The organism is Streptomyces sp. NPDC048417, from assembly GCF_040651615.1.
Lineage (GTDB): Bacteria > Actinomycetota > Actinomycetes > Streptomycetales > Streptomycetaceae > Streptomyces.
Window position 1 is genome coordinate 49,970 of sequence record NZ_JBEZKI010000040.1, and the last position, 13,636, is coordinate 63,605.

General features: G+C 70.9%; 11 protein-coding genes. 6 read left to right on the forward strand and 5 right to left on the reverse strand.

Features of this window, described 5'->3' with window-relative positions; translation table 11 throughout:
- Positions 1-631 precede the first annotated feature (631 nt).
- The 4 genes from AB0D59_RS43685 to AB0D59_RS43700 are packed head-to-tail and all read left to right on the forward strand — an operon-like array spanning position 632 to position 4,142.
- On the forward strand, positions 632-1,417 hold the full coding sequence (locus tag AB0D59_RS43685) for an ABC-2 family transporter protein (RefSeq protein ID WP_362576966.1): 786 nt from the start codon (positions 632-634) through the stop codon (positions 1,415-1,417).
- A complete protein-coding gene (locus AB0D59_RS43690; RefSeq protein WP_362576968.1) occupies positions 1,410-2,225 on the forward strand; it encodes an ABC transporter permease in 816 nt (271 codons plus the stop codon). The genes AB0D59_RS43685 and AB0D59_RS43690 overlap by 8 nt, the downstream gene beginning before the upstream one ends.
- Positions 2,226-2,256: 31 nt before the next feature.
- Complete coding sequence (locus AB0D59_RS43695; protein WP_362576970.1) at positions 2,257-3,330, forward strand: ATP-binding cassette domain-containing protein; 1,074 nt, start codon at positions 2,257-2,259, stop codon at positions 3,328-3,330.
- 32 nt (positions 3,331-3,362) lie between these two features.
- Positions 3,363-4,142 carry a DUF1707 domain-containing protein gene (locus tag AB0D59_RS43700; protein ID WP_362576971.1) on the forward strand — a complete coding sequence of 260 codons (780 nt, stop codon included), beginning with the start codon at positions 3,363-3,365 and terminating at the stop codon, positions 4,140-4,142.
- A 557-nt stretch (positions 4,143-4,699) separates the two neighbouring features.
- Here AB0D59_RS43700 and AB0D59_RS43705 read toward each other — a convergent pair.
- The gene (locus tag AB0D59_RS43705; protein ID WP_362576973.1) at positions 4,700-6,040 is read right to left on the reverse strand and encodes an SGNH/GDSL hydrolase family protein; all 1,341 of its coding nucleotides are present in this window, start codon (positions 6,038-6,040) and stop codon (positions 4,700-4,702) included.
- Positions 6,041-6,334: 294 nt separating this feature from the next.
- On the opposite strand from AB0D59_RS43705, the gene AB0D59_RS43710 reads away from it, so the two are divergent.
- Together AB0D59_RS43710 and AB0D59_RS43715 are read left to right on the forward strand one after the other, a co-directional pair.
- On the forward strand, positions 6,335-7,597 hold the full coding sequence (locus AB0D59_RS43710) for a DUF445 domain-containing protein (protein ID WP_362577034.1): 1,263 nt from the start codon (positions 6,335-6,337) through the stop codon (positions 7,595-7,597).
- A 79-nt stretch (positions 7,598-7,676) separates the two neighbouring features.
- Complete coding sequence (locus tag AB0D59_RS43715) at positions 7,677-9,185, forward strand: MFS transporter (protein ID WP_362576974.1); 1,509 nt, start codon at positions 7,677-7,679, stop codon at positions 9,183-9,185.
- A 165-nt stretch (positions 9,186-9,350) separates the two neighbouring features.
- On the opposite strand, the gene AB0D59_RS43720 is transcribed toward AB0D59_RS43715, so the two are convergent.
- The 4 genes from AB0D59_RS43720 to AB0D59_RS43735 all read right to left on the reverse strand — a co-directional run bounded on the left by AB0D59_RS43720 (position 9,351) and on the right by AB0D59_RS43735 (position 13,612).
- Positions 9,351-9,719: a cytochrome C oxidase subunit I gene (locus tag AB0D59_RS43720; RefSeq protein ID WP_362576976.1), complete on the reverse strand. Its 369-nt coding sequence runs from the start codon at positions 9,717-9,719 to the stop codon at positions 9,351-9,353.
- The gene (ctaD, locus tag AB0D59_RS43725) at positions 9,716-11,410 is read right to left on the reverse strand and encodes a cytochrome c oxidase subunit I (protein WP_362576978.1); all 1,695 of its coding nucleotides are present in this window, start codon (positions 11,408-11,410) and stop codon (positions 9,716-9,718) included. Before ctaD ends, AB0D59_RS43720 begins: the two co-directional genes overlap by 4 nt.
- Before the next feature lie 174 nt (positions 11,411-11,584).
- Positions 11,585-13,081 (reverse strand): alginate lyase family protein, encoded by a 1,497-nt coding sequence (locus AB0D59_RS43730; protein ID WP_362576980.1) that lies wholly within the window; start codon positions 13,079-13,081, stop codon positions 11,585-11,587.
- A 60-nt stretch (positions 13,082-13,141) separates the two neighbouring features.
- Positions 13,142-13,612, reverse strand: coding sequence for a DUF2269 family protein (locus AB0D59_RS43735; RefSeq protein WP_362576982.1), 471 nt, complete (start codon positions 13,610-13,612; stop codon positions 13,142-13,144).
- Positions 13,613-13,636 lie beyond the last annotated feature (24 nt).

Genomic DNA, 13,636 nt, shown 5'->3' on the forward strand with positions numbered 1-13,636 from the left:
TTCTTCTGGCCCCCGTTCGTCGGCACGTCGGCCGCGGGCGGCTCCGCCCCGGGCGCCGTGGGCGCGACGGGAGCGGTGACCGCGGTGACCGCCGTGGGCGTTTCCGCCTTCGGCGCCCTGACCGCCGCGAGCTGCCGTGTCTGCGTGTCCTGGCTGTCCTGCCGGTCCTGCGTGTCCTGTCTGTTCTCGGCCGCCGCGGGCGGGCGTGCCCTCGGCACCGTGACTGCCGTGAGCTGACGCGTCTGCGTGTCCTGCGGGTTCTGCGGGTCCTCGGCCGCCGCGGGCGGCTCCGGCTGCTTCGCCTCGGCCGCCGGCTGCGGTGGGGTCTGCTTCTCCTCGGCCGCGGCCGGCGGCTCCGTCGGGCCTCCGCCGCCCTGGTTCGGCTGTTGCGGCTGCGGCTCGTCGCTCATGTCGTGCACGGACTCCTGTTTCGCGTCGTACGTTCGTTCCCGTACGACCTCGTACGCTTCTGCGCCCCCTGTTGAAGACTCTCGCACCGTGCGTTCCGTTCCCGGATTCCGGCACGCTTCGGTCACGGAAATTGCGTGGCCTGCGATGTCGTCCGCGCAGTAGGCTCCTGCGCTTCGGTGTCGGGCGGTCCGGGAGGTCGGTTGGCGTGGGCGCTGGACGGTTGTACACGACCGTCGCGGCGGGGGGTTTCAGACGGTACGCGACGTATCGGGCGGCCACCGCGGCCGGGGTTTTCACCAATACGGCCTTCGGGATCATCCTCGTCTACACGTACGTGGCGCTGTGGGACGAGAAACCGCACCTCGGAGGCTATGACCAGGCACAGGCGGTGACCTATGTGTGGCTCGGGCAGTGCCTTTACGCGACCCTCGCGATCCAGGGCGGGGGCGTGGAAAAAGACCTGATGGAGCGTATTCGTACGGGCGCGATCGCGATCGACCTGTACCGTCCGGCCGATCTGCAACTGTGGTGGCTGGCGACCGATTTGGGTCGCTCGCTGTTCCAGCTGCTGGGGCGGGGGGTGATCCCCTTCCTGGTCGGCGCGGTGTTCTTCCCGATGGCGCTGCCCGCGGACGCCGGTACCTGGGCCGCCTTCCTGGCCGCGCTGCTCCTCGCGATGCTCGTCAGTTTCGGCATCCGCTACCTGGTCGCGCTGAGCGCGTTCTGGCTGATGGACGGGATGGGCGTCAACCAGGTCCTGATGATCACGGGGATCTTCTTCTCGGGCATGACCCTGCCGCTGAACGTTTTCCCGGGAGCCTTCGGCGAGGTAGTCCGCGTGCTGCCGTGGGCGGCGCAGATCCAGATGCCGGCGGACGTGCTGATGGGGGAGACCGGTGTGGCACGGGCGTTCGCCTTCCAGGCCGCGTGGGCGGTGGCGCTGCTGGCGGCGGGGCGGCTGCTCCAGTCGGCGGCGACGCGACGGGTGGTGGTGCAGGGTGGGTGAGCGTGTCCGGGAGGGCCTTCGGGCGTACCTGTTGATCGCCGGGATGTGGATCCGCTCCACGATGATCTACCGGACCTCCTTCGCCATCACGATGGCCGGGAACCTGCTGGTGACCGGCCTGGACTTCGCCACGATCCTGCTGATGTTCTCGCAGGTCGACTCGCTCGGCGGCTGGTCGCTGCCCGAGGTCGCCTTCCTGTACGGCCTGTCGGCGACCGCGTTCGGCGTCGCCGACCTGGTGCTGGGCTCGATGGACGTGCTGGGCACCCGGATCCGCGACGGCTCCTTCGACACACTGCTGGTCCGGCCGGCCCCGGTGCTGGCCCAGATCGGCGCGGACCACTTCGCGCTGCGCCGCCTCGGCCGGATCACCCAGGGCGCGGTGGTGCTGGGCTGGGCGCTGGTCTTCGCCGGCATCGACTGGACGCCGGCGAAGGTGCTGCTGATCCCGCTGATGCTGGCCGCAGGCGCGGCGATCTTCTGTGCGCTGTTCGTGGCGGGCGCGGCCTTCCAGTTCCTGGCGCAGGACGCGGCGGAGGTGCAGAACGCGTTCACGTACGGCGGTACGACGCTGCTCCAGTACCCGCCGACGGTGTTCGGGAAGGACTTCGTGCGCGGGGTGACGTTCATGCTGCCGCTGGCCTTCGTCAACTGGGTGCCGGCCGCGTATGTGCTGGGGCGGCCGTATCCACTGCGGCTGCCGGTGTGGACGGTGTGGTCGTCGCCGCTGGTGGCCGTGGTGTGCTGCGTGCTGGCGGGGCTGGCATGGCGGGCGGGCCTCAGGGCGTATCGAAGTACTGGCAGCTGATCCGATGACCGGAGTGGGGAGAGCTGATCTCATGGCGGACATGTCCGGCGGGTTCGACGGGGCCGGCGAGGTGTTCATCGAGGTCGACGGGGTGGAGAAGGTCTTCGAGGTCCGCAGGAAGGCCGGGTTCCTGAAACGGGAACGCCGGCAGGTACGGGCGGTCGACTCGCTCTCCTTCACGGTGGCGCGCGGCGAGATGGTCGGCTACATCGGCCCGAACGGCGCGGGGAAGTCGACCACGATCAAGATGCTGACGGGCATCCTGACCCCGAGCGGCGGCCGGCTCCGGGTGGCCGGCATCGACCCGTCCCGCGAGCGCACCCGCCTGGCCCACCGTATCGGCGTCGTCTTCGGCCAGCGCACCACACTGTGGTGGGACCTCCCCCTGATCGACTCGTACCGCCTGATGCACCGCATGTACCGCATCCCGGACGCCCGTTACGCCGAGAACCTGGACCGCCTGGTCGAACTCCTCTCCCTGGAGAGCCTGCTGGACGTCCCGGTACGGCAGCTCTCACTCGGCCAGCGGATGCGCGGCGACATCGTGGCGGCGCTGCTGCACGACCCGGAGGTGCTGTATCTGGACGAGCCGACGATCGGCCTGGACGTCATCTCCAAGGCCAAGGTCCGTGACTTCCTGCGGGAGCTGAACACCGAGCGCGGCACCACGGTGCTGCTGACCACCCACGACCTCCAGGACATCGAGCAGTTGTGCTCGCGCGTGATGGTCATCGACCACGGGCGGCTGATGTACGACGGTCCGCTCGCCGGCCTGCACGAGGCGGGGGAGAGCGAACGGACCCTGGTGGTGGACCTGGAGCGGGAGCTGCCGCCGGTCGAGGCGGGCGGGTCGGCGCGGGTGGTGAAGGTGGAGGGGCCGCGGCAGTGGCTGGCGTTCCCGGCGTCGGAGTCGGCGGCGCCGCTGGTGGCGCGGATCGCGGCGGAGTACCCCTTGGCGGACCTCTCCGTCCGGGAACCGGACATCGAGACGGTGATCGCGAAGATGCTGCGTTCCGCGGGGACATCGGGGGTAGCGGGGACACCGGGGGCACCCGGGGCACCGGGGGACGCCCCTCAACCCCCGTCGGAGCGCACGACGGCATAGTGCCCGGCGACCGGAACTCGTAGTCTGCACCCATGACCGACGATGCTCCGGAGCTGCGCGCCTCCGACGCCGATCGCGAACGAGTCACCGAGATCCTCAGGGACGCCCTCGCCGAGGGGCGGCTCGACATGGGGGAGTTCGAGGAGCGGCTGGAGGCGACGTACAAGGCCCGCACGTACGGCGAGCTGACGCCGATCACCAGGGACCTCCCGGCGGCCGCCGGTTCGCCGGCGGTGCCGGTGTCGCTGAACAAGGCACCGGCGGAGAGCGGCAGTTGGGGAAGCCGGATAGTCGGCGGCGAGGGCTCGTCCTCCTGGGCGGTGGCCGTGATGTCCGGCTTCCAGCGCAAGGGCCGCTGGACGGCACCCAAACGCTTCAACAGCCTCGTGTTCTGGGGCGGCGGCGAGATCGACCTGCGCGAGGCGAACTTCGCGGACCGGGAGATCGAGATCAACTGCGTCGCGATCATGGGCGGGATGAGCGTGCTCGTGCCGCCGGGCGTCGAGGTCGTGATGCGGGGCATCGGCATCATGGGCGGCTTCGACCACCGTGAAGAGGGCACCCCGCCGGACCCGGCCGCACCGAGGGTGATCGTGACGGGCTTCGCCTTCTGGGGCGGCGTCCAGGTGGAACACAAGGTCACCAGGGCAGAACGCCAACGCCTCAAGGAGGAACGCCGCCAGGAGAAGCTGGACCGCAGATCCTCCCGCCACGAACTCCACGCGGCCCGCCACGAGTGGCGCGAGGACCGCAGGACCGAACGAGAGGACCGCCGCGAGGACCGGAACCGACGGAGACACGGCCACCACTGAGCCCCGGGCAGAACAGCCACCCGGGGCACGACGACTGTTGACTGAGGGCGAGGCAGCCGACTCAGGGCGCGGGTGGCTGTCGAGTGGCGGCGGGGCAGCCGACTCAGGGCGCGGGTGGCTGTTGAGTGGCGGCGGGGCAGCCGACTCAGGGCGCGGGCGACTGTTGAGTGGCGGCGGGGCGGCCGACTCAGGGCGCGGGTGGCTGTTGAGTGGCGGTGGGGCGGCCGACTCAGGCGCGGGTGGCTGTCGAGTGGCGGCGGGGCAGCCGACTCAGGGGCGCGGGGAACTGCGCGATCGGCCCCCACCGGCCCGCGGTGAACCACCGGCCGTCGCCGGTTCGGCGCCGCTGGATACCGGCGTCGTGGCTGATCGCCGTGGCGGCGGGGCAGCTGACCCAGAGGCGCGGGGACTGTCGAGTGGCGGCGGGGCAGCCGCCCCAGGGGCGCGGGGAACTGCGCGATCGGCCCCCACCGGCCCGCAGGTGAACCACCGGCCCGCAGGTGAACCACCGGCCCGCGGTGAACCACCGGCCGTCGGATACCGGCGGCGTGGCTCGCTCACAGTTCCGTCGAGCCGGCTCCCCTCAGGTCGGTCAGGTCGAACTCTTCGGCCATCCTCGCGAAGCCGCTGTCGTTCGGGTGGAGGTGGTCGCCGGAGTCGTAGTAGGGGCGGAGGCGGTCCGGGGCGTAAGGGTCCCGCAGCGCCTTGTCGAAGTCGGTCACCGCGTCGTACACCCGCCCCGACCGGATCCGCTCGTTGATCTCCTGGCGAACCGTTTCCCTCGCCGGCGTCCAACCACGGTGGCCCTGCAAGGGCATCAGCGTCGCCCCCACCACCTTGAACCCGCGCGCATGGGCCGCGCGGACGAGCGAGCGCAGCCCGGCGACGACCGCGTCGGGGTCGGCCAGCCGACGGCTCCGCAGGATGTCGTTGATCCCGAGATCGATGACGACGACCTTGACGGCCGGACGGGACAGGACGTCACGGGCGAAGCGGCCGACACCGCTCTCGTTCTCCGCCGGCCGCCCGAGCCCGTCCGCGAGGACCTGGTTGCCGCTGATCCCCTCGTTGACCACGCTGTAGCGCGGCAGGTCGGAGCCCCCGGCCACGGCCCGCCGCAGCCGTCCCGACAGCACGTCCGGCCAGCGCCGGTTGGCCCCCTCCGTCGAGGTGATCCCGTCGGTCAGCGAGTCGCCGAACACCACCACCGTGCCGTCGGAGTCGTCGCTGAGGACGTCCAGCGCGGTGAGGTACCGCCAGTACGGCGTCTGCCCGGTGTAGGCGGACGCGTCCGCGTCCTCCGTACGGTCGCCGTCCGCGACGTACGACACCTGGCGAGCCCGCGGGTGATAGGTCACCGGCCCCGACGGCGTCGGGGAGTACGTGGTGACCAGCACGTCCGCGCCCCGCGGCACCCGGATCGCCACCACGTCGCCGACCACCTCCCCGCCCGCCGGTACGACGACGGACGCGGAGCCGCCGAAGGTGAGCCGCCGCATCGTCCCGGCGTCGGCCGCGGCCGTGTCGTGGCCGGCCGCGAGCGCGATCGAGGCGTGGGTGAGGGTGAGCGCCGACTGGCCGTACAGGTTGGAGAGCGTGATCCGGGCGCTCGTACCGGACGCGGTCGTGTGCACGACGTTGCGCACCGACCGGCCCGCCAGCCCGTTCGTCTCGGTGCCCGGCTCGCCGCCCACCGGGGACGCCGACCAGGCGCCGACCCAGGTACCGGCCGACACGGGTGCCGCCGAGGCGCCGTGGTGGCGGCCGGCTCCGTCCGCGTCGGTGCCGCTCCGGGACGTGCCGTCGGCGGCGACGCCGGCGTAGAGGGCGGCGGACAGGGCCACGATCAGCGCGACGACCGCGCTGAGCAGGGCGTAACCGTGGTGACGCCGGGTCATGCGTGTTCAGTTCTCCTCGACCGAGGGCAGGCCCCTGATGGGCGGGCCTGCCGGAATCTCCCGAACAGAGAGACGACGGGAACTCTTGTTCCGTTCCGGGAGTAGGTCAGCAAGGGACAATATGTGCGGGATCACCATGAGGGTGGGACCGGCTGCGAACGGGTGGAGCAGATGGCGGAACGTACGCACACGCCGGACGGCGACGGTCGGACGGCCGGGCAGGCGGGCGGCCGGGTGGCGGCCACCACCCCGGCCTCGGCCCCGGCCCCGACGCAGACGCCGTCCTACAAGTCCATGAACGCCTTCACACCCGCCGACGAGGAGCGCCAGCGCGGCGTACGGCAAATGAAGCGCATGGCGACCGGCCTGCTGCTGTTCGTCGCGCTGGTGTACGCGCTGGCCAAGTGGGCGTCCGGCGAGGGCGCGGGAGTCTGGGCGGACTACGTCGCCGCGGCCGCAGAGGCGGGCATGGTCGGCGCGATGGCCGACTGGTTCGCGGTCACCGCGATCTTCCGGCACCCCCTCGGCGTGCCCATCCCGCACACCGCGATCATCCCCAACAAGAAGGACCAGCTCGGCGTCTCGCTGGGCGAGTTCGTCGGCGAGAACTTCCTCTCCCAGGACGTCGTACGACAGCGGTTGCGCGCCGTCGGCATCGCCGGCCGGCTCGGCGCGTGGCTGGCGGAGCCGAAGAACGCCGACCGGGTGACGGCCGAGCTGGCGACCGCGCTGCGCGGCGCCCTGACCGTGCTGCGGGACTCCGACGTGCAGGCCGTGGTCGGCGAGGCGATCACCCGGCGGGCCGACGCCCAGGAGATCGCCCCCGGCATCGGCAAGATGCTGGACCGGGTCGTCGCCGACGGCGGTCACAAGCGGGTCGTGGACCTGGTCGTCTCCCGGGCGTACGACTGGCTGGTGCAGCACGGGGACTCCGTCATGGACGCGGTCCAGGGCGGGGCGCCCGGCTGGACGCCCCGGTTCGTGGACCGGCGGGTCGGCGAGCGCGTCTACAAGGAGCTGCTGCGCTTCTGCTCCGAGATGCGGGACATGCCGTCGCACCCGGCGCGCGGCGCCCTCGACCGTTTCCTCACGGACTTCGCGAACGACCTCCAGTCCGACACCGACACCCGGGCCCGGGTCGAGCGGCTCAAGGGCGAGGTCCTGGGCCGTGGCGAGGTGCAGGACCTGATCGCGTCCGCCTGGACGGCCGTACGGTCCATGATCGTCTCGGCGGCCGAGGACGAACGCAGCGAACTGCGGCTGCGCGTCCGCGCCTCCCTGATCTCGCTTGGTGCCCGGATGGCCGACGAAGCCAAGGTCCAGGACAAGGTCGACAGCTGGGTGGAGGGCGCGGCCGTGCACGTCGTGTCGACCTACCGCAAGGAGATCACGTCCCTGATCACCGACACCGTCGCGGGCTGGGACGCCGAGCACACCACCCGGAAGATCGAGGCGCACATCGGGCGTGATCTGCAGTTCATCCGGATCAATGGCACGGTGGTGGGGTCGCTGGCCGGAGTGCTGATCTTCACGGTGTCGCGGGCGCTGGGCGCGTAGGGCGTTTCGAGCGCTTCAGGGGCCCGGGGCTGGGCACCCGGCCGGGGATGTCGGTTCCTTCCCGGCCGAGGAGGCGCGGATGGCTACGGGTGCGGACGTGGGCGTGGACGGAGTGGACGGCGGCAGCGGCCCCGGGCGGACGATCACCACCCGCATCCCGGCCCGCCTGGACCGCCTGCCCTGGTCCCGCTGGCACTGGACGATCGTCATCGGCCTCGGCACGGTCTGGATCCTGGACGGCCTCGAGGTCACGGTCGTAGGCAATATCGCGAGCCGTCTGTCGGAACCGGGCAGCGGGCTCGCGATCTCGTCGTCCCAGGTCACCGGCATGGCGGCCGCGCTGTACGTGGCCGGCGCCTGCTCCGGTGCCCTCTTCTGGGGCCGCCTGACCGACCGCCACGGCCGCAAGAAGCTCTTCATGATCACCCTGGTGGTCTATCTGGCCGCCACCGCGCTCACCTCGATCTCCTTCGCTCCCTGGTGGTTCTTCCTCTTCCGCTTCCTGACCGGCTTCGGCATCGGCGGCGAGTACGCGGCGATCAACTCCGCGATCGACGAACTGATCCCGGCGTACCACCGCGGCCGCGTCGACCTGATCATCAACGGCAGCTTCTGGGTGGGCGCGGTCGGCGGCTCGCTGCTCTCGATCGTCGCCCTGAACACGGACTTCCTGGCGAAGGACGTGGGCTGGCGCCTGACCTTCGCCCTGGGGGTCGTCCTGGGCCTGGTCATCCTGCTGGTACGACGGAACGTCCCGGAGAGTCCGCGCTGGCTGCTGATCCACGGCAGAGAGCGGGAGGCGGAGGAGATCGTCTCCTCCATCGAGCGCCAGGTGGAGGCCGAGAAGGGCGAGCCGCTCCCCGAACCGGCGAGCGAGCTGGTGATCCACCAGCGGTCCGGTGTCAGCTTCCGGGAGATCGCCCGCACGGTCTTCCACGACTACCGCCGCCGGGCCGTCCTCGGCTTCTCCCTCTTCATCGGCCAGGCGTTCCTCTACAACGCGATCACCTTCGGCTTCGGCGTGATCCTCACCAAGTTCTTCGACGTGCCGACGGGGGACACGGGCTACTACTTCGCGGTCATCGCGGTCGGCAACTTCCTCGGCCCCCTGCTGCTGGGCAAGCTCTTCGACACGGTGGGCAGGAAGGTGATGATCTCCTCGACGTACCTCGGGTCGGGGCTGCTCCTCTTCCTGACGGCCTGGCTGTTCGGCCGGGGCGTGCTGACGGCGGGGACGCTGACGGCGTGCTGGTGCGCGGTCCTGTTCTTCGCGTCGGCGGGAGCGTCCAGTGCCTACCTGACGGTGTCCGAGATCTTCCCGATGGAGACGAGGGCCATGTCGATCGCGTTCTTCTACGCGCTGGGCACGGCGGCGGGCGGCATCAGCGGGCCCCTGCTGTTCGCCGACCTGACGGGGACGGGGAAGGTGGGCGACACGGTGCTGGCCTTCCAGATCGGGGCGGGGCTGATGTGCGCGGCGGGGCTGGTGGCGGCGGTGTGCGCGGTGAAGGCGGAGCGGCGGTCGCTGGAGGACATCGCGACACCGCTGACGGCGGCGCCGGGCGGGGCGGCGAAGGCGGGGGCGTAGGGGCGTAGGGGCGTAGAGGCGGGGGAGGGAGGGGAGAGACACAGGGGTCTTCGGCCGCCCAGTGACAGGGCCGCGCGGGCGAAGGGCTGTCAGCGGCCAGTGACACGGCCGCGCGGGCGAAGGTCTGTCAGCGGCCAGTGACACGGCCGCGCGGGCGAAGGTCTGTCAGCGGACCAGTGACACGGCCGCCGCCAGGGCGACGACGCCGGCGCACACGGCCAGTGCCCATCCCACACAGCGCGCCCGCAGCCCGCGGTACCGCCGCTCGTACTCGCCCCGCAGGGAGACACACCGGGCGGCGATCCGTTCGAGGTCCTGCCGGGCGCGCCTGAGGCTGTCCTCGACGTAGTGGCGTTCGACCTCGTCACGCTGGGCCGTGGTCAGCCAGTCCAGGCGCCCGGTGAACTCCCGTGCCCGCTGTTCGGCCTCCGTGATGCTGGCCTGCCACAGCAGGTATCCCTCCACCTCGTTGGCGAGGTCTCCGTCGGCTCCCCGCTGCGGTCTGCCACCCACTCGGTGTCCCGCGTCGGTCATGAGTGGACGCCGTGGGCCTCGGCCTCGGCCAGGGCGATGTCCGGGTGGTGCAGGTCGAACGCCGGGGACTCGCTGCGGATCCGCGGCAGGGTGACGAAGTTGTGCCGCGGCGGCGGGCAGGAGGTCGCCCACTCCAGCGAACGGCCGTAGCCCCACGGGTCGTCGACGCCGACCGGCTTGCCGTACCTGGCCGTCTTCCACACGTTGTAGAGGAACGGCAGGATCGACAGGCCGAGCAGGAACGAACCGATCGACGAGACCGTGTTCAGGGCGGTGAAGCCGTCCTGCGCCAGGTAGTCGGCGTACCGGCGCGGCATGCCCTCGGCACCCAGCCAGTGCTGCACCAGGAACGTGGTGTGGAAACCGATGAACAGCGTCCAGAAGGTGACCTTCCCGAGCCGTTCGTCGAGCATCTTGCCCGTCATCTTCGGCCACCAGAAGTGGAAGCCGGCGAACATCGCGAAGACGACCGTACCGAAGACCACGTAGTGGAAGTGGGCCACCACGAAGTACGAGTCGGAGACGTGGAAGTCCATCGGCGGCGAGGCCAGGATGACACCGGTCAGACCACCGAACAGGAACGTCACGAGGAAGCCCGTCGCCCACAGCATCGGTGTCTCGAACGACACCGAGCCCTTCCACATGGTGCCGATCCAGTTGAAGAACTTCACCCCGGTGGGGACCGCGATCAGGAAGGTCATGAAGGCGAAGAACGGCAGCAGCACACCGCCGGTGACGTACATGTGGTGCGCCCACACCGTCACGGACAGACCGGCGATCGCGATGGTCGCCGCGACCAGGCCCATGTAGCCGAAGACCGGCTTGCGGGAGAAGACCGGGAGCACCTCGGTCACGATGCCGAAGAACGGCAGCGCGATGATGTACACCTCCGGGTGGCCGAAGAACCAGAAGAGGTGTTGCCAGAGCAGCGCGCCGCCGTTCGCGGCGTCGAAGACATGGGCGCCGAACTTGCGGTCCGCCTCCAGCGCGAACAGCGCGGCGGCGAGGACCGGGAAGGCGAAGAGGACCAGGACGGCGGTCAGCAGCACGTTCCACACGAAGATCGGCATCCGGAACATGGTCATGCCGGGGGCGCGCATGCAGATGATCGTGGTGATGAAGTTGACCGCGCCGAGAATGGTGCCGAAGCCGGAGAAGGCCAGACCCATGATCCACATGTCGGAACCGAGGCCCGGCGAGCGGATCGCGTCCGACAGCGGCGAGTAGGCGAACCAGCCGAAGTCGGCCGCGCCCTGCGGGGTGAGGAAGCCGCCGACCGCGATGGTCGAACCGAACAGGTAGAGCCAGTAGGCGAACATGTTCAGCCGCGGGAACGCGACGTCCGGCGCACCGATCTGGAGCGGCATGATCCAGTTCGTGAAGCCCGCGAACAGCGGCGTCGCGAACATCAGCAGCATCACCGTGCCGTGCATCGTGAACGCCTGGTTGAACTGCTCGTTCGAGACGATCTGCAGGCCCGGCCGGGCGAGCTCGGCGCGCATGAGCAGCGCCATCACGCCGCCGATCAGGAAGAACGCGAACGACGTGATCAGATACAACGTGCCGATCGTCTTGTGGTCGGTGGTGGTGAGCCACTTGATGACCACGTTGCCGGGCGCCCGGCCTCGCAGCGGCACCTCGCTGTCGTAATGCGGGACGGCAGAGGGCTCGGGGTGGTTGAGAACGGTCACCGGTGTGTGTCTCCAGACGCTCGCGGTTCACTCGCACCATGGCTGACTCTCCGGCCATCCTGGCCGCTCGGAGTGGGGAGAGAAGCCCCGAGCCGCCCGCCGTAGGGCCGATCGGGCGGCCAGGACCCACGAGTGGAGCAAGCCCGGCGCCGGTCCGGCCCCGGCGGACGGCGCCTAGTCGGCCCGGCGCCCCCGTTCCCGCTCCAGCCCTCGCCTCCGCAGCAACAGCAGCCCGCCCGCCAGCGCGGTGATCCCCGTGGCCGCGGTCCATCCGACGACGTCACCGGACCCGGTGGCGGCGAGGTCGTCGCCCTTGCCCATGACCGACGGGGAGGACGACGCCGACGCGGACGCGGACGCGGACGCGGACGCCGGAGCGGACACGGATGCGGATGCCGATGCCGTCGGACTCGGGGAAGACGTCGCACCCACTGCCGCCTCCGTCCGATCCCGCGTGAACGTCAACGTCCCGAACCCCAGCTGGTCGTACCCTCCGCTGTTCGGCCCGTAGTCCCCGCCGCCGCCCTCCGGCGCGGCCTTCGCCGCGATCCGGGTGACGTACGTCGCCGGCATGCCCCGCCGCCTGGTGTAGTGGTTGGCGATCATCGCCCAGATGGGTCGCGTCATCGACGGATCGACGCCCGCCGCGGCCGTCACCGTCTCGCTCCCCGACCACCCCCCGATCGCTCCCTTCCGCCGCGTGCTCGCGGTGAACGGCACCTGCCCGCCCATGCTCCACTTGGCGACGTACTGCGCCCCCTTGAGGAACCGGCTGTCGTCGTACCCGTACAGGTCGATCCCCTGGTTCCAGGCCATCTCGCAGAACGTGCCCATGAGCCCGACCCCGAGCAGCGCGTGCCCCTGGTCGCGCCCCGCCTCCAGCCACTCGCCCAGCCCGCCGTCCGCCTCCTCGTCGTACACGACGGGAATGGCGTTCCTGATCGCCCCGAGCCCGTCGCCGTGCTTGAAGTAGTCGACCGCGCGGGCGACCTGGGCGCGGTCGTCGCAGAAGATGCCGGTGGCGAGGACGCAGGCCATGGCGGCGAGGTCCCAGTTGGTCCAGTAGTTGGAGACGACGGCGTCGTTGTGCCGGACGAGGAAGTCGTCGCTGACCGCGCCGAAGTGCTTGCTCAGCATCTCCTGGAAGCGGGCGAGCTCGAAGTCCCCGTGGTCACGGACGAGTTCGGCGGCGTTCGCGAACTGGTAGCCGTACAGCCCGGCGGCCAGGAACCGGTCGGCGGACCCGTTGACCGCGGTGAGGGTGGACGACCAGGCGTTGAGGACGGCGACGGCGGTGTCGGCGTACGCGCTCTCGCCGGTGACGTGGTGGCGCAGGGCGTTCTGGTAGGCGGCGTGGACGTCGTTGTAGAGGAGCGCGTAGTTCTCCGGGGTGCCCGAGCCCCGGTACACGACGGCCTGCGGCCGCGCCTGCCAGCCGCTCTGCGCGTGCCGGTTGGCGGTGAGCCGGGCGAACCCGGCCGCGTAGGGTGCGGCGCCCGCCTTCACCTTGGCGGCCATGCGGTCGAGATCGGTACGGGTGTGCAGCAGGCCGGGATGGGCGAAGGCCCCGGCGGCGGTTGCGGGACGGCCCGCCGCGGCGATCCCCGCGGCGGCCCCCACCGCCACTCCCGAGGCCTTCAGCAGACTCCGGCGGCTGATCTGTCGAGTCATGTGCATGCCCTGGGAGACGGACCGGCGGGGCCCCGATAACAGAAACCCGGAGCCGACTGCTCAGGCGCCGGTCGTCGACCCCGGCCGCACGATCATCAGAACCGTCACGGCGGCCCACAGCAGATTGAACACCCCGGTGAACATGGCGAGTTGGACCGTCGCCTGCCGCGCAGCGCCCTTCGCGCCGGCCTCCGTGGCGCCCTCCACCAGTGCGCTCTGGCGGGGCAGCACCAGTGCGGCGAGGACGAGGGCCGCGAGGGCGGTGAGCGCGATCGACGTGATCAGCCAGGCACTGCCCAGCACGTGCATGTTGCTCGCCGTGGCGAACCCGAACACGGGGACGACGACGCCGACGACGGCGTACATCCGGCAGATCCGGTACAGCAGCTGGAGGGTCTCGGCGGCCCGGACGTCGTCCGGTGCCTCGATGGCACGCCGGGCGGCCGGCGGGAACATGCTGGCGGCGACGGTGACGGGACCGATCGCGACGATCGCCGCGAGGACATGGACGGCGAGGAGGAACTTGGTCACGGCCTCGACCGTAGGCGGCCGGAG